Source organism: Bradyrhizobium sp. 44 (assembly GCF_023073095.1).
Lineage (GTDB): Bacteria > Pseudomonadota > Alphaproteobacteria > Rhizobiales > Xanthobacteraceae > Bradyrhizobium.
The window spans coordinates 1-22,214 of the sequence record NZ_JADPIY010000029.1 but is presented as its reverse complement, the minus strand read 5'-3'; the positions used below and the strand labels follow the sequence as shown (position 1 = coordinate 22,214).

Here is a 22,214-nt window from a genome sequence, read left to right as displayed (position 1 = left end):
ATGGGAGAAGCGAGCATGGGAGAGAGTCGCGGAGTCGCGATGCTGGTCGGCGCGGGCGATGCCATCGGCGCTGCCGTTGCGCGGCGGTTTGCCAGCGGTGGCTACACCGTTTGCATCTGCAGGCGCGATGCAGCCAAGTCCCAGGCGCTTGTCGATGAACTCAGGGGGAAAGGCCACAGCATTCACGCCTTCAGCGTCGACGCCCGCCAGGAAGCGGAAGTGCAGAAGCTGTTCGCGGACGTCGAACGCGATATCGGCCCGATCGAGATCTGCCTGTTCAATGCCGGTTCGAACGTCAACAAGCCCCTGCTGGAGACTACCGAAAAGCTCTTCTTCAAGGCCTGGGAGTTGGCCTGCTACGCCGGCTTCCTGGTGGGGCGCGAAGCGGCGCGCGTCATGCTGTCCCGCGGACGCGGCACCATCTTTTTTACCGGTGCGACCGCAAGCATCCGCGGCAGCAAGGGGTTTGCTGCGTTTGCATCGGCCAAATTCGGTCTCCGCGCGCTGGCCCAGGCCATGGCGCGCGAGCTCGGGCCTGAGAATATTCACGTCGTCCATCTCATCATCGACGCCGGCGTCGATAGCGAAGCCATCCATCAGCGCATGAAGGCGGCCAGGGGGATCGAGGCCAGCGAGATCCCACCTGACAGCCTGACCAAGACCTCCTCCATTGCCGAAGCGTATTGGTTTGCCCATCAGCAAAGCCGCGACGGCTGGACCCATGAACTCGATCTTCGTCCCGCTGTAGAGAAATGGTGACGTGAGCGACAATCCAGACCTCACTTTGTGGGGCGTCGGGACAAGCCGCACCGTTCGGCCGCACTGGGCGATGCACGAGCTGGGGCTGGCCTACGAGATCAAACCGATCGGCCCACGGACCGGCGAGACCAAGACCGCCGAATACACCAGGCTCAATCCGCGCCAGAAGATTCCGCTGCTGCAGGACGGCGACTTTCGCATCGGCGAAAGCGCGGCGATCGTCGCATATCTGTCGCGCATGTACTCCACGCCCGAGCGTGCATTGATTCCAGAATCCACCCGCGACTATGCAGCGTGGCTGGAATGGTGCTTCTTCATCGTCACCGAGCTCGACTCGACCAGCCTGTACGTGATGCGCCGTCACAGCGCCGATGCGCTTGGCCCGATCTACGGCGTCGCGCCGGAGGTCGTAGCTCAAGCCGCCCAATACTTTCGAGCGCAGCTGCGCCATGTCGAGGTCGCGCTGGCCGACGGCCGACATTTTATCATGGGCGAGCGATTCAGCAGCGCCGATATCCTGCTGACGACGTGCCTGGACTGGGCGGTCGCCTACGGTGTCGGCATTTGCGACAATGCGCAGCCCTATCTCGAGCGTATGCGAAGCCGGGAGGCTTACCAGCGCGCGGCTGCGGCGAATGCTCCGCGCGCGCCAATTACACCTGCGCCTGCCAAGGCTTGAGAACCGTTCGCCGGTCGCGCGAAGCGCTTCGGCCTACATGGCCACGCGCAACGTGCGTGCAGCGACCATATCGTCGATCGCGCCATCATCGTAGCCAAGTTCGCGCAGCACCTCGCGCGAGTGCTCCCCGACGCGGGGGGCTGGTCCGCCGATGGCAGCCTGGTTGATCTCGAAGCGGGCCGCGGGCTTAGGCTGGCGCACAAGGCCGACCTTCGGCTGATCGAATTCCGCGATGATCCCGCGCGCCACCACCTGCTCATTGTGGATGATTTCGCCGCGCCGCAGGATCGGCGCGCAAGGGACATCCGCGGCATCAAGACGCTCCAGCCATTCGGCGGTCGTGTGCTGGCCGATATACTCTGCCATCTTGTTGATACGCGCCGTGGCGTTGACCGAACGCGCCGACGGGGTCGCGAACCTTGGATCCTTGGCAAGCTCAGGATCGCCGGACGCCCGGCAGAAGCCCTGCCATTCGGAATCGGAGATGGTGCCGGCCGTGATGTAGCCGTCGCTGGTCTTGAACACGAGATCGGGCCGGTCATTCGGATCGGCAGCCGCGGCCTCGGCTCCGACCACCGTGTACTGCATCATACCTTCCGGCCAGAGGTAGGAAATCATCGCGTCTAGCATTGCGACCTGGATATGATCCCCCTGTCCGGTCTTCTCACGCGCGTAGAGCGCGGCCGCCACCGCCTGCGCGGTGAACACGGCGGTAGTCTTGTCGCACACGATGGTGCGGATCATCTGCGGGCGATTGGTGACCGGCTGCGACTGGATATCGGCAAAGCCCGACAGGCCCTGAATGATTGGATCGTAGACGCGCTTCTTCACATAGGGTCCGGTCTCGCCGACGCCGCTGATCGAGACGTAGATCAGGCGCGGATGACGCCGGCGCAGCTCTTCGACGCCGACGCCGAGGCGCTCCATGGTGCCGGGCCGGAAGTTCTGCACCAGGACATCGGCCTGCGCGACCAGTTTGGCCAGCACCTCACGCCCGGCCGCGCTCTTGACGTCGATCGAGAGCGAACGCTTGCCGCGGTTTGACGAAATGAACAGCGCGGAGAACTCGCCGTCCTTGTCGATGGTGGCCCGGCTGCGACGGGTGATATCGCCGCCGATCGGCTCGATCTTGAGCACGTCGGCACCCTGATCCGCCAGAAACATCGTCGCAAACGGGCCCGACACCACACCGGTCAGATCGAGGACACGAACGCCGTCAAGCGGACCAGCCATTGCACTCTCCCTGGATTTTTTTCTGCCAACCGGCTGAAGGTAAACTCTTGCTTGGTGTCAGCCCTTCGCCTCAACACGCACGGACCGCAAGTTGATAACTAGCCGGTCTTGGAAACGGGCTGCCGGGTCTGTTCGACGATCGATTCCTCGACGTCCCGGAGCTGATCCTTGCCAAAAAACATCTCCTTGCCGACGAAGAATGTCGGCGAGCCGAAGGCACCGCGGGCGACGGCGTCATTGGTCAAGTCGATCAGCCTCTTCTTGACGTCATCCTGCTGCGCGCGCGCAACCAGCCTGTCGATGTCGATCCCCGAGGAGGCAAATGCGGCCCGGAACACTTCGGGATCATCCATCTTCTTGGGCTCCTCCCACATGTGACGGTAGGCGGCGCGGAAATAGGGTTCGAACACGCCTTCGAACTGGGCCGCGACGGCGCCGCGCATCAACATCAAAGTGTTGACTGGAAAGAAGGAGTTCTGGCGAAACTGTGTGATGTTGTGGCGCCGGATGAACCGCTGGGTCTCGAGCGCCTGGTATTCCGGCTTGTTCTTGATCCCGCGAAGCGAGTCGAACGGGGACATGTTGCCGGTCGCCTTGTAGATCCCGCCGAGCAGGACCGGGACGTACTCGAATTTTACGCCGGTCCGCCGCTCGATCCCGGGGATGGCAACCTCCGCCAAATACGCGTTCGGGCTGCCGAAATCGAACTGGAATTCAACCTTGAGGGTCATGACCGCTTTCTCCCGCAGAGCGTATTGGATGGTCAGGGACCGGCGATCCAATCGCATGGCTTGCTTGTTCTCACTTCTATAGTTCTAAAATCGAACTGTCAAATTTGGCGGGAGTTGTGCTGGTTTGACTGGTTCATCGGGTATTGTTTGGAATTCAGTACCTATCTAGAATGCTAGGAAGATGCGGCGGCCCTGGCGGCGAATCGAGCGGGTCTCGCCGGGATGACTGGAGAATACGGATGAAGTGGAAAGAACTGGAGGAAGAGCCGTGTTCGATGGCCCGAACCATCGGCGTGATCGGAGACCGCTGGACGCTTCTGATCCTGCGCGAATGCTTTCTGCGCACACGGCGCTTCGAAGGATTCCAGTCGGCGCTTGGAATTACCCGCCATCTCCTCGCCGAACGGCTGAAGAAGCTGGTTCGGCTGGGCATCCTGCGCCGCATTCCCTACCAGGAAGCGCCCAAGCGACACGAATATATCCTGACCCAGAAGGGCCTCGATCTCTATCCGATCATGATGGCGCTCGTGCATTGGGGCGATACTCACATGGTCGACGAGCGCGGCCGGCCGCTGTTGCACCAGCACCGCAAGTGCGGCAAGGACTTCGACCCGGTCATGGTGTGCTCTGAATGCGGCGAGCCGCTCCTGGCCAGGGAGGTTCATACCCATCCAGGGCCAGGCGCCCAAGGCCCGCGGACGATGGAGGCACCTGGCAAGACAAAGGCAAAGGCCCGCCGCAGCGCGGCTTGAGCCGGCCACCGGCGTCAGGCATTGAACGCATCCTCAGACTCGAATCACGGTTGCGTCAGGTTCGTTGCAGTGAAGACGGTCCGTTTGTTCAGCCCGGTGCTTGAGCACAGCACGTTGATTGACATAGGCCTTGTCGGTGATTTCTCCCGCGGCCAATGAGGGCGGATCCTTCAGCAGGGTGAACGAGCAGATTTTTTCGCTGCTTCCGACAGCCTCATTATATTCCTGCAAACGATGTCTCAGGAATTCGATTACCTTGGAGTCGCAAGTCAAATCCGCAGCCGGCGCGTTCGAAATCCGAGCCGCCTCGGTCGGATTCAGCCAGCACAGCAGCGCGCAGGCTTCACGGTTTTCTCCCGCAACGACGATGTCCAGCAGTACGCCGCGCGTGGCGGCCAGAATGGCGGCACGCATCGCTCCGATCGCAACCCAGGTGCCGTTCGCGAGCTTGAAGTTCTCGGAAATTCTGCCCGTGAAACGCAGACCGAGCTCCGGCTTCTCGGGATCGATAAACGACACGGTGTCGCCGATGCGATAGAACCCCTCCTCGTCGAAGGCCTTCTCGGTCAGATCGGCCCTGCCGAGGTAACCGGGGGTAACGTTGGGGCCTTTCACCCTGGCCTCGTACGTGTCGGAAACAGGGATCAGTTTCAGCTGCACACCCGGCGCCGGAAGACCAATCTCGCCCGGCCGATCCGTTGCCCAATGCGTCGTGCTGATTGTCGGCGCCGTTTCAGTCGTCCCATAGCCCGACATCACCGGAATCCGCCGGCCTGTGATCGATGATGTCAGCCGATAGAGTTTTTCAAGCGTGCCTTGCGAAATTGCAGCCCCGGCGTAGCTCAATCGATCCAGCCGCTTGAAGATGCTCGCGCCGAGGGCGGCATCGTTCTCGATGGCATCACACAACAGGTTATAGCCGGCGGGCACATTGAACATCGCCGTCGGAGAGATCTCCTTGAGGTTCGCCACCGACTTGTGAAAGAGCTGAGGCAGCGGGCGGCCGTCATCGATGTAGAGCGTCCCGCCGTTCTTGAGAATGCCGTGAAGAATGACGTTGCTGCCCATTGTATGGTGCCACGGCAGCCACTCGACCTGGACCGGCGCCTCCGGAGGCGACACCAGCAGGCTTCCCATTTGCAGGGAGCTCGCCATCATGCGGTGCGTGTTCAGCACACCCTTTGGCAATCCGGTCGAACCGGACGTGAAGAGAATTTTCGCAACGGCGTCAGTAGAGATCGCACTCGACGCTTGCGCAAATCCTGTCCACTCCGTTCGATCCGTCAGGACGCGGAAGGGGATCGTATCCGGCGCGCCATCGACGCTGATCCAGGTAGAGTCTGCCAGTTCGGGAACCGAACGGGCGGCGGAAAAGTCGCGTCCACTCTGAACGAAAACGAAGTTCGGACGCAGCACCTGCGCGATGTCCTTGAGGCGCGCAAGGCCGCCGGGCATCAGCGTGTAGTTCGGCGATATCGGCGCCAGAATGACGCCTATCGACATCGCAGCAAAGGAGATCACCGCGTTCTCGATGGAGTTGCCCGAAAGCACGGCCAGCCTGTCAGCCGGCTTTGCGCCCATGTCGATCAGACTCTGGCCGACCGCCTGCACCTGCGACCATGCTTCGCCATAGGTGATCTCGTCCCATCCCCCTTTGGCATTGCGCTGTGCGAGGAATATTCGCTGCGGAGCCGCGGCTGCCCAGCGCGGCAGAAAATCGGTGACGCGCCAGTCGCATGGCCCCAATTCGAGCGGCGACCTCAATATGAGCGTGCCGTCGATCCGGCGCTCGACGGAGAGCTCCCTTGGCGCAAACGTCAATGGCTTCGTCGACATCGAAAACGATCTCCTGAATTACCGCGGATGGATAGAACGGGCTGCGCCAGAGTCACTCGGACCTGGCGTCCAGGACTTCTCCGAAGGCTTGCCACGTTGTGCCGGTCCAGCGCTGCAGCCGCATCTGCGTCCAGATCATGTTCTCGGTCTCGCTGGTGTTGACCTTGATCCCGGGCAGCACGGTCGGAACGACGACGTCTTTCAGGTTCTTCGCCTGCCCCAGAATATTCTTCCGCGACAGATCATCACCGCATTGCTTGAGGATTTGCTCGAGCAGGACGCCTTGCTGATAACCGGTCAGATAGCTGCCGTTGGTAATATCGGCGCCCTGCAGATACTTGTCGAAAAATGCCCGGTAAGCCCGCATGCCCGGATCGTCCTTCCATGTCTCGTCCAGGACATCCTTGTTGGTCGTGCCGACCATCACGCCGACCGATTTGTCGAGCCCGGCCGGTGCAAGCGTGCCTCCGACGGATCCGGACGGGAAATTGATGATCACGGTCGCTTTCCAGCCGATCACTGAAGCCTGCCGGATGGCCTGTGCCGCGAACTTCGGCGTCCCGGCGATCACCAGGGCCTCGGCTCCCGAGCTCTTCAGATTGGTAATCTGCGAATCAATCGTCGGTTCGGTGACCTCGTAGGACGCACTGACGACCTTGCGATCGAAATCCTTGCCGAGAAACGCCTTGAAGGCAGCGACATAATCTTTGCCGAGATCGTCGTTCTGATAGAGGATGGCATACTTGGCGTTCGGCAGCGTCTTCGTCAGGTATTTGGCGTAGATTCTTCCCTCCGTGTCGTAGCTGACAAGGCCCGTGGTGATCAGGGGGTAATTGGCGACGTCCGTGAACTTGGATGAGCCACTGACGATCGCGACACTCGGTACCCCTTTGGCCCTCAGGTATTTTGCAGTGGCCGAGATGCCGGGCGTGCCGAGCTGGCCGAACATGAACGACACTTCGTCGCTCTCAACGAGCTTGCGGACGTGCTCCACCGCCTTGGGAGGACTATATCCGTCATCATAGGCGATGTAGTTGATCTTGCGTCCGTTGACGCCGCCGCGGTCGTTCAAGGCCTGGATGTAGGCCATGAGCCCCTTGCCCACGAGACCGATCGATGATGCCGGTCCGCTGAAGGGAAAAACCCCGCCAATCTTGATTTCGGTGGCAGAGATTCCCGGCTCGTCGGCGGCGAATGCGGGACCACTCAGGAATAGAGCCAGAGCCGCGACGATCTTCCATCTCACCAGCATTGCGTCCTCCCAAACTTGCACCCCTTTTCGAGTGTGCGGCTTTGTTTTGTTGCGCCGGTGGCGGCTCGTCGCGCCCTTTGCGAAGAGGCATCGCGCAGAACGGGTCCAGCCGTAAATCCGGCACGTCGCGGCCGTTGCGTTCGGCCATCTCGTGCGCAGCCTACAGTTCTTTTTTTGAACTCGTCAAGCGATTAGATGCTCACGTGCCGTGACTTGGACGACAGGCCGCGCTCTCGTACCTGGAAATAATTCGGCCTAAAAATTCCGCGTTAAATGGTGTGTTTTCGACTATTCTAGGACAGGATCGCTGGCGTATTTCCACGCCGCTGTACACATTCTTTTTTTGAACTATAAGGTCGGCGCGAGGCCACGCAGTGCCTGGCTTATCTAACCAGACACCCACGGCGCAGCAGGGATAGATCTCGCCGAGCCCTACTCGGCGGCGATTGCTGTTCGCAATTCTGCATCCTTCGCCGAACGCTCGTAGAGCTCGTCCGGGGCCGGCTTGATGCGAAACCAGGCGACATAAAGCGCAGGAAGGAACAGCAGGATCAGGACCGTGCCGACTGCCGTGCCGCCAATCAGCGTGTAGGCCATCGATCCCCAGAACACGGAATGCGTCAGAGGAATGAAGGCCAGCACGGCGGCAAGTGCGGTCAGGATCACCGGCCTGGTGCGTTGCACGGTGGCTTCGATGACGGCCTGATAGTCATCGAGGCCGGCAGAACGATTCTCCTTGATCTGTTCGGTCAGGATCAGGGTATTGCGCATCCGGATGCCTGCCAGTCCGATCAGGCCAAGAATGGCGTTGAACCCGAACGCAGGATGATGAAGAACAGGGTGACGGCCCGTTCGCGAACGGCGATCGCGGAAAGATTGAGGTTCATCTGCTAACTTATAATTGGTTGGGCGGCAGCTTCCTTGAGGCCAGCTGCCGCTTGCGCGGCAAGCCCGCGCGCGGCTTCCTGTGAATCTTGAAATTCCTCGAGTGCATGGACTCTGCCCCACCGCAGGGTGAACACGTGGAGACCGCGGTTGACGTACGAGCCGTCGCCGTCGAGCAGCGTTGCGGTGCCGTCCCACTCGACAAACACGGTGGTGTTCCAGGGCCAGCCCTTCACCCAGACGTTGTTGACCTTGATTTGGAGCGTGGGCAGGACGCGTCCGAGCCGCTCGAACCAGCGGCGCAGGGCCGCTTTGTCGTGGCGCTCCCCGCCCAACGCGTGATTGCCGGAAACACGGTGATGGATGTGCGGCGCGACCGCCTTCACCGCTTCATCCCAGCGATGGTTGTTGACATGGTCGAAGGTCTTTCGGATTTCCTGCTCGACGATGTAGCTGTACATGTGCTTCTCCAGCGGCTGGCGCGGAACGATTGAGACTCTTCAGTTGCTCCGGCTTTCAGCGGCGGTCCTGACACGAGCGCCCTCCTGCAGGAGGTGAGCGCCGAGCGAAACAATAGCATCACCAGAATTCAAGCCGGAGATCACGGCGGTTTCGTCGGTCACCCGAACAAGCTTGATCCGCCGAAAGCGTACGGTTGAGGTGGCGCTGTCGAGGATCCAAACTCCGGTCTTGCGGCCATCATCGAGCACTGCTCCGAGCGGCACCTGAACTTGCGGCTCGCTCGTCTGGCTCGGCAGCCGAATGGTCACCGTCGCGCCAAGTGGTGCGGCCGCGGCTTCACCGTCCAGGATATACCGGGCTTCATAGGTTCGGGTCTGGGCATCGGCGGCGTCGGACAATTGCCGCAAACGCGCCGTATAGCGCCGCCCTTCGGCTGCTCCGTACACGCCGTCCTCGGCCACGGAGTCGATTGCCGGCCGGACCGTTTCAGGGAGCGCGACCACCGCCTCGCGAGGACCGGCCTTGGCAATCCGAACGACCGTCTGGCCGGCCGAGACGACCTGCCCGGGCTCGCCAAGCGTTTCGACCACCGTTCCGTCCGCGTCCGCGACCAGGATCGAGTACGTCGCCTCGTTCTCGGCAACCCGTGCATCGGCTTCAGCGCTCGCAAGCTGCGCCTCGGCCGTATCCAGCGCGGCCTTGGCTTGCTCGTAGCGCTGTCGGGAAGCCCAGCCGTTGCTCACCAACTTGGCGTATTGCTGTTCGTCCGCTTCGGTCTGCACGACGGACGCGCGCGCGGCGGCAACGGCGTTGCGCTTCGCCGTGACCGCAAGACGAAGGTCGGTTTCGTCGATCCGCATCAGCGGCTGACCGGCTTTGACTTGCTCACCGGTATTCACAAGCCGCTCCACGATCTTGCCGGGAACGCGAAAACCGAGGCTGCCGGCGGGCGAAGCGCAACGATGCGGCCACCGCGCATCCCGCGATCAGGACGCTCCCCAGCACGATCATCGGTCGCTTTTTCATAACATCGCCTCATGCCAGATAGATTGCGTTCGAGCTCTATACCGGATAATAGAGGTTGAATGCAATCTAAGTGGGGAGACCAATGATGCGAGTGAATCGCATTCAGGCTGAGGAAAACCGGCAAAACGTCATCAATGTCGCAAGCCGCCTGTTTCGGTCGCGGGGATTTGACGGCATCGGCCTCAAGGACCTGATGGAAGCTGCCGGGCTGACCCAAGGCGCATTCTACAAGCAGTTTGAGTCAAAGGAGGACCTGGCCGCACAGGCGTCGGCGCGCGCGCTGGAGAGCGCCACGCTTCGATGGTCGACCGCCATCGCCGCGAACCCTGAGGATCCCCTTGGGGCGGTGATGGGGTTCTATCTCAGGACGGGCCATCGCGACGAAAAGATGGACGGTTGCCCGATCGTGGCGCTCGGCTCGGATGTGGCCAGACAGAGCAGCGAGGTGAAAGCGTCGTTCGAAGGCGGGATCAAAGCGCATATCGAAATCCTCAGCCGCCTGATTGCCGAAACGAGCGACGAGGAATCCAGGAGCAAAGCCATGGCCATTCTTTCGACGATGGTCGGGGCGTTGACACTCTCACGCGTCGTCAACGATCCCGATCTCGCTCAGGCCTTTCTGGAAACGGCGTCGCGACAGATTCGCGACACTGTCGCCGCTTGAGGATCGGTGCTTGATAACTCACAGGGAGAACGCAAATGCGCAAAGCAGGGATACACAATTTTCCGGCAATCGATCGTGTCGTTTACGGCAAAGCTGCGTCTGACGCCTTGAACGATGAAGCGGTGCGGCTGGATGCCAAGCGCGTCTTCCTGATCGTCAGCCGCACCTTGAACACCAAGACCGACGAGATCGAGAAGATCCGGCGCGCGCTCGGCGAAAGACATGTCGCGACATTCGATGGAATTGCAGAGCACACCACGCGCAAGCAAGCTGCCGACGTTGCCCGTCAAGCCAAAGACGCCGGAGCCGACCTGGTCGCCGCCGTCGGCGGCGGCTCGGCGATCGACCTCGCCAAGATCGTCATCATGGCGATGGAACATGACATCACCGACGAAGCGGGCTTCGATCCCTTCCCGATGGGCCTTGGGGTCACCGTCTCTCCGTTCCGATCGCCAAAGGTCCGACAGATCGCGGTGCCATCCACGCTGAATGGCGGCGAATACAATGCAGCCGCGCTCGTCACCGATGAACGCAACAGGCTGAAGCAGATTTTCTTTCATCCCCGGATGATGCCGGTGGCTATCATTCTCGACCCCGCGCTCACCGTTCATACGCCTTCCAAGCTCTGGATGGGGTCGGGAACGCGCTCGATGGACCACGGCATCGAAGCCTTGTGCTCACCCGCTGGCACGCCGCTCGCCGACGAGGTCGTCCTGGCCGGCATTCGCACCCTGCGTGAGGGAATGCTGCGAACCTTGCAGCAACCTGGTGATCTGGAGGCGCGCCGACTGTCTCAATACGGCGCGTGGCTCGCCGCTTTCGGCCTCCAGGCGCGGGTGCCGATGGGAGCCAGTCACGGCATCGGCCATGTGCTTGGCGGTACCTTCGGTGTTCCGCACTACTATTGCACACCAGTCATCATGCCGAGCCTGCTTCGTTACAACAAGCCGTTCACCGAGGATGCGCAACAGCGCCTGGCGACGGCCCTTGGCGAGCCGGGCATGGAAGCCGCCGCCGCCTTCGCGCAATTCACCAAGAAACTTGGATTGCCTGGCCGTCTTGCCGACGTCGGGATCGGCGAAGACAAGTTCGATCAGATCAGCAAGATTGCGATCAATCATCGCTTCGTCCAAGCCAATCCGCGGCCATTCAAGAGCGAAGCCGAGATCGTCGATCTGTTGCGAATGGCCGCCTAGCCGAATTCGCACAGGAAAATCCAGCCGCGACCATCAGCTCCGTTTGCCGAACTGTGGTCCGTAGGAAAGCGACTCGAACCCGACCCGAACAATCTCGTTTTCGTTCTGCAGCAAGCGATATCCTGCGGCGACGGGCAGAACGGATCGTCCGTTTTGCCCGCTCCAGTATCCTGTACTACGATGAGCACGTCATCGATCTGTCCATTGGATCCGCGTGCCGAGTCGAATGGGTGACGGTATGGAAACAAGGGAAAGCCAACGGCAAGCTGGCCGCGTCCGCCCACACAAAGAACCTCGCACAAAGCGCACTTTGTTCTGGGCGTTGAAATGAAAAGAACCCGCATCAGCAGGATCTTGAATGGTGGGCGCACCAGGGCTCGAACCTGGGACCCGCTGATTAAGAGTTCAAAACCGGCGCCTCTCTGCGATTTCTGAATCTGCGCCAAACTACGACGGCGTCCAAGAAGGTCTTTTATTTATAGGGACTTGTCGCATAGCTTCGCAGTCCAGCAAACCCTCACCTTCAAACACCTCAGTTCGCCAAAACCGTTTGAAAACCGTTTTAGCAGTTCACGCCGCCCGCATGACCGACATTCGCATTACTCTCAGCGACAAGGCCATCGCCCAGCTACCCACGCCCGAAGATGGCTGGTATCTGGCTCGCGATACCGAGTTGAAAGGCTTCTTCGTGGTTGTGGGGAAGCGGAAGAGGACGTTCACTGTTCAAGGTGATCTTCGACAACGGGGAAAGCGAGCCTCATCCATCAGAGTGTCGATTGGAGATGCGAGCGAGTTGACGACCCGAGCAGCCCGCGCGATTGCCAAGGAATATCTTGCTCAGATCAGCAAAGGACAGCACCCGAAAACGAGACTAGACGGAAAGGCCGGACAGGCTGAGACCGATGGGAATAGTGCCGTAGCGGCCGCTACCCTAAAGCAGGCTTGGCAACGCTATCTGGAAGCCCATCTGATCCGAAAAGGCCGTAGCGAGAAAACGATAAGTGGCTATCGGGATCACGTCGAACGTCTCTTTTCGGAATGGCTTGACACCCCTCTGCTCGATCTCGCGAACGATCCCGGCCGGGTCGCCGAAAAGCATGATCAGCTTACCAAGGAGAACGGTCCGTATATGGCGAATGGCAGCATGCGGACGCTGCGGGCCATCTACAATCATGCTCGGAAGACCAATCGATCGCTGCCACGTGACAATCCCGCAAATGCAGTCGATTGGAATCAGGAGGAGCGCAGGAACACTGGTATGGGCACCGGTGATTTGAAAGAATGGTTCTTCGAGCTGGCTAGTCTGGACAATCCGATCCGGCGCGAATTCCATCTTTTCACATTACTCTGTGGCTCCAGGCCCACCGCATTGCAGCAGGCCAAGCCCGAGCACATCAATTTTCGAAGCCGAACGCTCCACATCCCAATGCCGAAGGGAGGCAATAAGCGAGCGTTCGACATCCCGCTATCTCGGGAAATGATCCTGAGCCTCACCAGGGTGCTTCGTTTCGGCAGGCAAATGCATCCGTCTCAGGCGCAAAAATGGCTATTCCCAGCTGAGAGCGCTTCAGGGCACTTAGCGGAAACAAAGGAAGATCGAGATATTCTATCAAAATGGGGCAATGACCTTCGTCAAACATTTCGGACGATTGCCACCGCTGCCGGCGTTTCCGAGTTCGATGCCAAGCTCCTCATGAACCATTCTATCCCTGGTGTGAACGCTGGCTATGTCACCCGACACAAGCTGGTTGAAGACCACCTGCGCAGCCAACAACAAGCTATCAGCACCGTCGTATTTTCCGCACTGGGTAAGTCGCTTACGGAAGAGCAAGTCCTGATCAATTGGCTTGGCCACAGAGCCAGCCGAAGAGCCGTGACCCAATTCCGATTAGAACCAAACACTCTGGGCGAGGAGCAAGAAAGGGTTCGGAAGGCCGCATGACTTCAGCCGTCGGCGTGTCCGGTGACCGGATTGCACCCTTTCCAAGCACGTACTAAGGACCTACGCCTACGGCGCTCTGTACGTAATGAACTCAAGACCTTGCTCGCCAGGCTTGCGCCCGATCACAAAACGATTGCCGATTTCCGCAAGGACAATGGTCCCGGCATCAAAAAGGTCTGCGCGCGCTTCGTCGAGGTGTGCCGCAAGATGGGCTTGCTCGCGACAGCCAGCGTTGCGGTCGACGGCAGCAAATTCAAAGCAGTCAATAATCGCGATAAGAGCCCACAACGCCGGATCAAGCGATGGGTGCACGAGGACGTTCTCGAACGCGCTCAGGCGCGGCTCGACAAGAATCCAAACGCCATGCGCACACGCCGCGAGACCGTCGAGCATCCGTTCGGCACACTGAAGATGCGCATGGGCGCGACGCGGTTCTTGTGCGTGACGCTGCCGAAAGTTGCGACCGAGATGGCGCTGTGCGTGCTCGGCTACAATCTGACACGCGTGCTGAACATCGTCGGGATGAAACCGCTGCTGGCGGCGGTGAGGGCGTGATACGGGCGTTGCCGCGCGCCGTTGCGGTTCATGGGGCGCGTATAAGAGCCCCCGACATTGCCTCAGGATGAGTTCTGGTCGAGCGGCCGTAAAACTTGCCCAAATTGATCGGACCGCGATAGCCTGAGTTCGACCGCGCCGGTCCGCGTCATGCAACAGCGTTTTTACACGACCAAGACCCATTGCAGCCGTTTGCTGGCAGAATGTCGGCGGACACTCTCGTTAGCGCGCCACGACTGTTGCAAACCCATCACACAGCCAGTGAATCCCGCGTGCATGGCGTTGAATGATAGCCTGCTGGTTGTCGGCCATCTACATTCTCGGCCTCTCAGCCCCCAGGCAGAGGTTGGAAACGTATGTTGGAACGCATCGCTCTTCGGCGGGCTCGATTGCAAACGGGCTGCATGCAAGTAAGCACGGCGCACCTTCGGCTGGGTTGGGCGATCCTGGTGGGGCTGGGTTTTCTGATAACCCCAGCGTTCGCTGATGGCGGTGGAGGCGGGGCGCCCGCGGTAAATGGGTTCGGCGGAGCGGGCGGTAACGCCTCTACACCAAACGGCGGCAACGGAAGCGATGATGCCCCTCCGGCTTCCTATGGTGGTGGTGGTGGCGGCGGCGGCGGTGTAAGCCTCGTGACTGGCACAGGGGGCATAGGCGGCACTGGCGGAGCGATCGTCCCGCTGGGCAGCGATTCGGCTGGGGGCGACGGCGGCAACGGGGGCAATTTCGGGTTGGTGGCACCGTCGGCGGCCATAATAGCTGCGACATCAGGAACGGTTGGAGGTAGTGGAGCATCCCCTTTGCCCGCCGGTACCTTGGGTGGTGGCGGCGGTGGGGGCGGTGAAGGCGGTGGCGGCGTGCTTTTCACGGGAGTCGGCCCAAGCTCAAATAATTCAACCATAGCGGGGGGCACCGGAGGGACAGGCGGTGCCGGAGGGCAAAGCCAATTTGACGCTGGTAGCGGCGGTGGTGGAGGCGATGGTGGCTTCGGCGCAGTGCTGCGGAGCCCGGGTGCGAGCCTTGCCAACAACGGGTCTATCCTCGGCGGCATTGGCGGAAGCGGCGGCGCAGGAGGTGATTCTGACGTAACAATAGGCGGCAATGGAGGTAAGGGAGGCAATGGCGGCATTGCGGCGTCGGTCGCTGGCGGGACCTTGATCAACAGCGGCAGCATCATCGGCGGCGCGGGTGGAAGTGGTGGGCTCGCAGGAACTTTCTTTGGCATTGCCGGCGCAACTGGCCTAGGAGGCGCTGGCGTCTCCGGCTCGAACTTGGCAATCATCAACAGCGGCACGATCACCGGTGGTTTTTCCGGAGATGGTTCGACGCGCGCCAACGCGATCACTTTCAGCGGGGGCAGCAACGTCCTGGAATTGTGGGCAGGATCGACGATTATCGGCAACGTCGTTGGCGCCGGATCGGATACGTTTCGCCTTGGTGGAGCAAACAACGCGGGCTTTGACGTCTCCACGCTAGGCGCGACGGCGCAGTATCAAGGTTTCTCGACCTTGGTGAAGACTGGCAGTAGCGTCTGGACGCTGACCGGAACGACGACGGCGGCGGCCCCTTGGACCGTCAACGCTGGCACGTTGAACGTGGACGGCTCAATCGCGACCTCAAGTTTGATTGTCGTGAATGCTGGCGGTAGGCTGACCGGCTCTGGCACGCTCGGCAACACCCAGGTGAATTCGGGAGGCCTCTTCCTCGCTGGAACGGTGGCCGTGCCGGGTACATCGACCACGGTTGCTGGCAATCTCGTCCTGCAGTCAGCATCGACCTATATGGTGCAGATCAACCCGACGACGTCGTCATTCACGGCCGTCACGGGCACGGCAACCCTCGGCGGGGCTACGGTGGTAGCGAGCTTTGCCGCCGGAAGCTATGTCGCCAAGCAGTACACCATCCTCACCGCGGGCAGCATCACGGGCACGTTCGACCCCGCGGTGTTGAATGTTCCGTCGGGCTTCAAAGCCTCCTTAAGCAATGACGCTACGCACGCTTATCTGAACCTAGCGTTGTCGTTCGTGCCGCCGTCCGGCAACCTCAGCGGCAATCAGCAGAACGTCGGGACTGCGCTCACCAACTTTTTCATTAGCAATGGCACAATCCCGATCGTGTTCGGCAGCCTGACGCCCACCGGCCTCACGCAGCTTTCGGGTGAAGTCGGCAGCGCGCCCCAACAAACCACCTTTAATGCCATGAACCAGTTCATGGGCATCATGACCGATCCGTTCATTGCCGGCCGCGGCGAGGTCGGAAGCACGGACAGTGGCACCATCGGCTACGTCGACGAAGAGCTAGGCTACGCGGTCAAGCGCAAGCCGACTGACGCGCTGGCGGCGATTTACACCAAGGCGGCGCTGGCTGTTCCGTTCGTGCCTCGCTGGAGCGTATGGGCGGCGGCTTATGGTGGGTCCCAGACCACGGACGGCAATGCCACCACCGGCTCCAACACCGCGACGTCGAGCATCTACGGCACCGCGCTCGGCGCTGATTATCGCTTCTCGCCGTCCACGATCGCCGGCTTTTCGCTGGCAGGCGGCGGCACCAATTTCAGCGTCGCCAACAGCGGCTACGGCCGTTCGGACCTGTTCCAGGCCGGTGTGTTCGTTCGGCATACCATCGGCGCGGCCTATCTCTCGGGCGCGCTGGCCTATGGCTGGCAGGACGTCACCACCAACCGCATCGTGACCATCGCCGGGACCGATCAGTTGCTGGCGCGGTTCAAAGCGAATGCTTATTCGGGACGGCTCGAGGGTGGCTACCGCTTCGTGGCGCCGTGGATGGACGGGCTCGGCATCACACCCTATTCGGCCGGCCAGTTCACGACCTTCGATCTGCCGGGCTACGCGGAAAGCGTCGTTTCAGGCGGAGGCGCGTTCGCCCTGACCTACGGCTCGAAGAGCGTGACGGATGCCCGCAGCGAGCTCGGCATCCGCACCGACAAGTCATTTGCGATGGAGAACGCCGTGCTCACGCTACGCGGGCGCGCCGCCTGGTCACACGACTACAATCCAGATCGAGCGATCGGTGCCACTTTCACGGCGCTTCCCGGCGCGTCCTTCGTCGTCAATGGAGCGGCGCAGGCGAGCGACTCGGCGCTAGTGACCGCCGCCGCGGAAGTGAAGTGGATGAACGGCTGGTCCGCCGCCGGCACCTTCGAAGGCGAGTTCTCAAACGTCACTCGCAGTTACGCCGGCAAGGGTTTGCTGCGGTACGCTTGGTAGGCATCTGATGTCCGCATGTGGCCCGAACGCGAAGTCTAGGCAGCGTCCCAGGTGGTCGGGTCATAGTGGATGACCGGAAGAAACCCGCCGGCAGTCCTAAGGGCGTTCATGACCCTGAGCGGACCAATTTGCCCGCTTAAGCCGGGTCCATAATCGTCCCATTTGCACTGGCGACAGCTCTACGGTTCAGCTACTTTCTTCAGTGGACTCGGGGCGGAATCGAAATGAAGCGCGCAAGAATTTGGGGTGCCTTCACTGCGGCAGCGGCCTTAACGTGGATCTTGGTACAACCTGCCACGGCTCAGTCCGGCGGCATCAGCATCTATCAGGAAATCAATGACAACGTGGTGCAGAACATTCTGCAGAACGTTCGCGACCACCTGCGCCGCCAAGGTGCTGTTCCGCCGTCCTCTGGAAGACTAAGGTTCGGTGCAGACGGATCGAAGTTCGACAGCCGCGATCCATTTGCAGTCCGTGGTGTCGACGATCCCTTCCAGGCTCTTGCTTATGCGAAGGCCACGAGAGCGGCCCCTGCCGTAGCTACAGGCTGGCTCTACAGCGGCAATTTGATTGGGGGGATAGACCGCTCCATGACCGCGGGAATCGTGACCGATACCTCTTCAGTCACCGGAGCATTCGACGTAACGAAGATTGGAATCTTTACGGGAGACGACGCCCTGACGTTCATCGGAACAGGAGGCAGCTCCTGGTCGCACCAAGGCGGTCTGTTGACCGTCGACACCTCCGCACCTTCGACCTCGATCACGGTCTCCTATCTAAGGGGAGGGCTTTCCGCCGATCTGACCAGCTTCCTCGGCTGGACAAGAAGCACCCTGTCGGCTCCTGGATTCGTCCCTGCCGTCATCGAGGGCAACACGCTGGGCTTCACCGGAAATGTGCAGTACCGGTTTGATTTTCCTTTTTCGGTGTTCATCGAGCCCGGTATCGGAATGACGTACTCCGAAGGCTACTCAGAGAACTTCGGGATTAAGATTTCCGACACGACGGAGGTGCACGCCGGGGCGCGGTTCGGGACTCAAATGAAATGGATGGATTACATAGTTCAGCCATCCCTTTCCGTGTTCGCGTATCAGATCACCGACTCCAGCGCGTTGGGAGCTGTCGGGCCCATCATCCCATCGAGCGCGATCGGCTACCGCGGGTCTGGCAAGATTGCCATTGTCTGGAGCCCGAGCTTCTCGTCTTACCTTGAGGTGCATGCTATCGGGCAGACCGGCGGCCCCAGCGCCCCGATCGCAGGGTACAACCCGACCCAGACTTCGGGAGTTCAAGCTGGTCTCCGTTACACGTGGAATTGAGGAACCATCGCGTCCGGAGCGAGGCCCCAGCCCTTGATTAGTAGCAAGTGACGTGCTCCACTTTAGGTCGAGTATTTTGAGGATAGGCATCATGCAGATCAGATCGATTACCCTTGCTGCAGCGGCGTTTACATTCGGAATCACCCTGATTTCCACCTTGGCCAATGCCCAGAATGTACAGAGGCCCAGCATCTCGACCGGTGTGACGTCCCGCACATTACCCGCTCCAGTTACGCCAAAGGCTCCAATTCAGCCGCAGCCTCAAGGGGTCCAGACTGGAAGCTACGGCAGTCCAGCCTTAAACCGCTTCAACAATCGTCCGCCGCCATCGGACTTTGCTTTGCACGGCCCCTATGTAGGTTTGAAGTGGGTCGGGGATGTCCGGTAGGGCCCTTGTGCTCTCGCCGTGCCCCATTGCTGCTTTCGAAGCTGACGGCGGATGCGGGCGCGTGAAGCGCAGGTTTTTCCACAAGGGGACACAGCTCTGACGTCGGGCGCGATGCTAGGCATGGCATCGCGAGCCTCTGGTTAGCCAAGCCTTTGATCCCTGCACGTCCTGCGTATCCTCGCTCGCGGCCCTCCCGGCCGCCTTTTCGGCACTCTCGCCCGCGCCCATGCGACTCGCTTCGGCACCACGCGGGCGCACAGCCACTGCCAGAGCGCCGGCGGGATGTTGAGAACTTCATCCTCCTCAATCCAGAACACCCTCCGCGCATCGCGCCTTGATGTCCGGAATTGGCCGCCCGTAGCTGACCTGCCGCGCGTAGCCGGCGGAGGACCGCTTGTGACCCTGGCTGTGTGAAAACGCCGTGCCTGCTATGATTTCCGCACTGAATCGGCGGGGGCTGGCAATGGGTTTGCGATAGCCATCCCGAACGCCCCAGCGTCAATTCGTTAGTGCCTGCGGAGTGGCCGAATTCGGCCAGCCCCGGCCTGCTCCCGACCTCAGTGGCCTAGTTTGAATTCAGTTAGTGGCCAATTTTGCTGTTCGGGCGCATACAATCTGCATGTCCGAACAGTCTCGCCAGCCCCGCCCCCAGCCTACGCATTGCCCGGCTTGCGCTACCCCCTTCGGCTGCGATATTCGATGCTGGACGTGGGGACTGGTCGCACCGTCAACCTTTGACAGTGCGACAAGTGCGGCCGAGCGCATTTGGGAAGATTAAGGCTGCCTCACGGCGGCCGGCGGCCAGTGTTTTAGGATGCCACCATGGCTGACAAAGAACCACCTCGGGAGACCCCGCCCTCCGGCACTAAGCGCGAGGATGATTTGCGCCAGATGGTCCAAGAGGACATCGAGGAACAGCGCGAACTGCAACGTAAGCTTCGCCGCAAGATGAATTAAGGCCGCCTCAGTTGGCGGTCCTCCAGTGTCAGTGTTGCCCCATAGCTGACCTGCCGCGAGCAAGCGGTCCGGGACCGCTTGTGACCCCACTTTCGCACTGAGCGATAATTCCGGGACCGGACGGGGCCTGACTGGAAGCGCCTTCGAAGTTTGTCCCCTATTAAGGTGCATCTCTGGCCCAACGATGGGCAATTGACTGCTGCTGGCACATCGGCGAAGTCTGCGCCAACATTTCTCCTGGTTCCTTGCGAGGGCGACGCAGCAAGAAAAAATGAACGCTTCGTCCTGTTCTACGTTGGGCCGGGTGACGTGCGTCATCAGGACCGCGGGAGTCATTTTGATAGGAGATGCGAGAGGATGCACCTGAGCAACTCCCAAAACGCCGCAGAAAGATCAACCATTCTTCTGGTTGAGGATGAAGATCTCCTCCGCGAGATGCTGGAGGAGACCTTGGTCGAGGCAGGCTACGGCGTGCTCAGCGCCGCCTCAGGCGAAGCGGCGGCCGGCCTGCTCAGCGAGAGCTCTTTGCCGCGAGCACTTGTCACCGACATCAATCTGGGTCCCGCCAGAATGGATGGTTGGGCGCTCGCCCGTCTCGTACGGGAGCGCGATCCAAGCTGCGGGATCCTCTACGTCTCCGGGGATAGCGCCCATCGCTGGGCCTCAAACGGCGTGCCGCGTAGCGTCATCCTGCCCAAGCCCTTCGCGCCGGCGCAGTTGGTCGAGGCTTTGTCGGGTCTCCTGATCTGAACGTCATAGCTGCCCGGCGCTCGCAAAGGGATGCATAGGGGTCCAGTTCACCCTACGCTCGTCCAGACCACAAGAACTGTCACACGCTCGGGGGTAACAAATGACGATCGAGGTCCGCAACAACGTGCAAGTCCGTGGCCGCGGCGAGCGTCCGATGATGTTCGCTCATGGGTTCGGGTGCGATCAGAACATGTGGCGGTTCGTGGCGCCGGCCTTCGAGGCCGATTTCAGCACGGTGCTGTTCGACCACGTCGGAGCGGGCCGCTCGGACCTCACCGCTTACGATCGCCAGAAGTATTCCAAATTGTCCGGCTATGCCGACGATGTCGTCGAGATTGGCCAAGCGCTTGGGCTGAAGGGCGCGGTCTTCGTGGGGCATTCCGTCAGCGCGATGATCGGAGTTCTCGCTGCGATCAAGGATCCGACATTGTTCGAAAGCCTGGTGCTGGTGGGCCCTTCGGCGCGCTACATCGACGATGGGGACTACGTCGGCGGCTTCAGCTCCCAGCAGATCGAGGAGCTTCTTTCTTTCCTTGAAGAGAACCACATGGGGTGGTCGGCGCAGATGGCGCCCGCCATCATGGGCAACCCGGACCGTCCCGAACTTGGCGAGGAACTGACCAACAGCTTCTGCCGGACCGATCCCGCCATCGCCAAGGAGTTTGCCCGAGTCACGTTCCTGTCCGACAATCGCGCGGACCTGGACAAGGTCAACGCTCGCACGCTGATCCTCCAGTGCAGCGAAGACATCATCGCCGGGCAGCAGGTGGGTGCGTACGTCCACCGCAACATTTCGAACAGCAAAATGGTCGTGCTGAAGGCGACCGGCCATTGTCCCAACCTCAGCGCGCCCGACGAAGTCGTCGCCGCAATTCGAGATTTCGTCTGAGTGAACAACAATCATCCCGCCGACAGCGACTTCGAAGATCTCTACGAAAACGCGCCGTGCGGGTACCTCTCCGTTCGCCCGGACGGCCGCATCGATCGTGCTAATCGGACCCTGGCGGATTGGATGGGCTACCTGCCCGATGACCTGTCCGGGATGCGGCTCAGCGACCTGCTCAACATGGCCGGTCGCATATTCCTGGAGACCCATGTGGCGCCGCTGCTCCGGATGCAGGGTTTCTTCGACGAGTTCGCTCTCGATCTCCTGACTAAAAACGGAACGCGGCTGCCGGCGATCGCGAATGCCCGCGAGCGACGATCCGATGCCGACGCGCTCCTATTCACGCGCCTGACGATCATGCGCGCCACGGATCGGCGGCGCTATGAGCGCGGGCTCATCGACGCCCGCAAGGAGAGCGACGAGCTCAGGACCGCTCTGGAGGAGCGTCTGCGACAGGAGCGCGAGAACGCGGAGCTGCGCGAGCAGTTCATCGCCGTCCTCGGTCACGACCTGCGCAATCCCCTCGCATCGATCGCGGCCGGTGCACGGCTGATGCTCAAGGCCAAGACGCCGGAAGACGCGCTGCGGCTCGAGGCCATGATGCAGAGCAGCGTGGGCCGAATGGCCAAGATGATCGAGAGCGTCATGGACCTGGCGCGCGGCCGCCTTGGAGGGGGTATCTCGCTCTCTAAGGCCATTACCGCCGTCGAACCCG

At 60.9% G+C, this 22,214-nt stretch carries 17 protein-coding genes and 4 pseudogenes; 14 read left to right on the top strand and 7 right to left on the bottom strand.

The annotated features are described in order from the left end of the window. Positions 1–39: 39 nt before the first annotated feature. Both IVB41_RS25785 and IVB41_RS25780 read left to right on the top strand, forming a co-directional pair. On the top strand, positions 40–759 hold the full coding sequence (locus tag IVB41_RS25785) for an SDR family NAD(P)-dependent oxidoreductase (RefSeq protein WP_247436112.1): 720 nt from the start codon (positions 40–42) through the stop codon (positions 757–759). 1 nt (position 760) lies between these two features. After that, positions 761–1,438, top strand: coding sequence for a glutathione S-transferase family protein (locus IVB41_RS25780; RefSeq protein WP_346770871.1), 678 nt, complete (start codon positions 761–763; stop codon positions 1,436–1,438). 33 nt (positions 1,439–1,471) lie between these two features. Here the strand turns inward: IVB41_RS25780 and IVB41_RS25775 are convergent, their stop codons facing one another. Continuing rightward, positions 1,472–2,671: a CaiB/BaiF CoA-transferase family protein gene (locus tag IVB41_RS25775; RefSeq protein ID WP_247436108.1), complete on the bottom strand. Its 1,200-nt coding sequence runs from the start codon at positions 2,669–2,671 to the stop codon at positions 1,472–1,474. A gap of 98 nt (positions 2,672–2,769) precedes the next feature. Then, complete coding sequence (locus IVB41_RS25770; RefSeq protein WP_247436103.1) at positions 2,770–3,402, bottom strand: 2-hydroxychromene-2-carboxylate isomerase; 633 nt, start codon at positions 3,400–3,402, stop codon at positions 2,770–2,772. Positions 3,403–3,641: 239 nt separating this feature from the next. On the opposite strand from IVB41_RS25770, the gene IVB41_RS25765 reads away from it, so the two are divergent. Next, complete coding sequence (locus IVB41_RS25765) at positions 3,642–4,154, top strand: helix-turn-helix domain-containing protein (protein ID WP_027570869.1); 513 nt, start codon at positions 3,642–3,644, stop codon at positions 4,152–4,154. Between the two features lie 33 nt (positions 4,155–4,187). Here IVB41_RS25765 and IVB41_RS25760 read toward each other — a convergent pair whose 3' ends face one another. The 5 genes and pseudogenes from IVB41_RS25760 to IVB41_RS25740 form a co-directional block, all read right to left on the bottom strand. After that, the gene (locus tag IVB41_RS25760; protein ID WP_247436099.1) at positions 4,188–5,990 is read right to left on the bottom strand and encodes an AMP-binding protein; all 1,803 of its coding nucleotides are present in this window, start codon (positions 5,988–5,990) and stop codon (positions 4,188–4,190) included. Between the two features lie 52 nt (positions 5,991–6,042). Then, entirely contained in the window at positions 6,043–7,242 is a 1,200-nt protein-coding gene (locus tag IVB41_RS25755) for an ABC transporter substrate-binding protein (RefSeq protein WP_247436096.1), read from the bottom strand. A 432-nt stretch (positions 7,243–7,674) separates the two neighbouring features. After that, a pseudogene (locus IVB41_RS25750) lies at positions 7,675–8,067 on the bottom strand (efflux RND transporter permease subunit); the annotation flags it as partial. Positions 8,068–8,132: 65 nt separating this feature from the next. Continuing rightward, entirely contained in the window at positions 8,133–8,588 is a 456-nt protein-coding gene (locus IVB41_RS25745; RefSeq protein WP_027570865.1) for a nuclear transport factor 2 family protein, read from the bottom strand. Positions 8,589–8,627: 39 nt separating this feature from the next. Then, positions 8,628–9,530, bottom strand: a pseudogene (locus tag IVB41_RS25740) (efflux RND transporter periplasmic adaptor subunit); the annotation flags it as partial. 170 nt (positions 9,531–9,700) lie between these two features. On the opposite strand from IVB41_RS25740, the gene IVB41_RS25735 reads away from it, so the two are divergent. The 11 genes and pseudogenes from IVB41_RS25735 to IVB41_RS35830 all read left to right on the top strand — a co-directional run. Then, complete coding sequence (locus IVB41_RS25735) at positions 9,701–10,279, top strand: TetR/AcrR family transcriptional regulator (protein ID WP_247438132.1); 579 nt, start codon at positions 9,701–9,703, stop codon at positions 10,277–10,279. Between the two features lie 35 nt (positions 10,280–10,314). Further along, positions 10,315–11,475: an iron-containing alcohol dehydrogenase gene (locus IVB41_RS25730; RefSeq protein ID WP_247436093.1), complete on the top strand. Its 1,161-nt coding sequence runs from the start codon at positions 10,315–10,317 to the stop codon at positions 11,473–11,475. Between the two features lie 583 nt (positions 11,476–12,058). Continuing rightward, entirely contained in the window at positions 12,059–13,417 is a 1,359-nt protein-coding gene (locus tag IVB41_RS25725) for an integrase family protein (protein ID WP_247436090.1), read from the top strand. Between the two features lie 69 nt (positions 13,418–13,486). Continuing rightward, positions 13,487–13,699, top strand: a pseudogene (locus tag IVB41_RS25720) (transposase); the annotation flags it as partial. Continuing rightward, positions 13,697–13,972: pseudogene (locus IVB41_RS25715) on the top strand (transposase); the annotation flags it as partial. The pseudogenes IVB41_RS25720 and IVB41_RS25715, both read left to right, overlap by 3 nt. A 356-nt stretch (positions 13,973–14,328) precedes the next feature. Beyond that, a complete protein-coding gene (locus tag IVB41_RS25710; protein ID WP_407062501.1) occupies positions 14,329–17,199 on the top strand; it encodes an autotransporter domain-containing protein in 2,871 nt (956 codons plus the stop codon). Between the two features lie 224 nt (positions 17,200–17,423). Then, positions 17,424–18,518 (top strand): hypothetical protein, encoded by a 1,095-nt coding sequence (locus IVB41_RS25705; RefSeq protein WP_247436083.1) that lies wholly within the window; start codon positions 17,424–17,426, stop codon positions 18,516–18,518. A 1,210-nt stretch (positions 18,519–19,728) separates the two neighbouring features. Further along, on the top strand, positions 19,729–19,863 hold the full coding sequence (locus IVB41_RS35685; protein WP_256464258.1) for a hypothetical protein: 135 nt from the start codon (positions 19,729–19,731) through the stop codon (positions 19,861–19,863). 357 nt (positions 19,864–20,220) lie between these two features. Further along, entirely contained in the window at positions 20,221–20,613 is a 393-nt protein-coding gene (locus IVB41_RS25700) for a response regulator (RefSeq protein ID WP_247288369.1), read from the top strand. A gap of 100 nt (positions 20,614–20,713) precedes the next feature. Then, positions 20,714–21,502, top strand: coding sequence for an alpha/beta fold hydrolase (locus tag IVB41_RS25695; protein ID WP_247436079.1), 789 nt, complete (start codon positions 20,714–20,716; stop codon positions 21,500–21,502). Then, on the top strand, positions 21,503–22,214 hold a 712-nt coding region (locus IVB41_RS35830), incomplete at its 3' end, for a histidine kinase dimerization/phospho-acceptor domain-containing protein (RefSeq protein WP_247436075.1). It lies immediately after the preceding gene.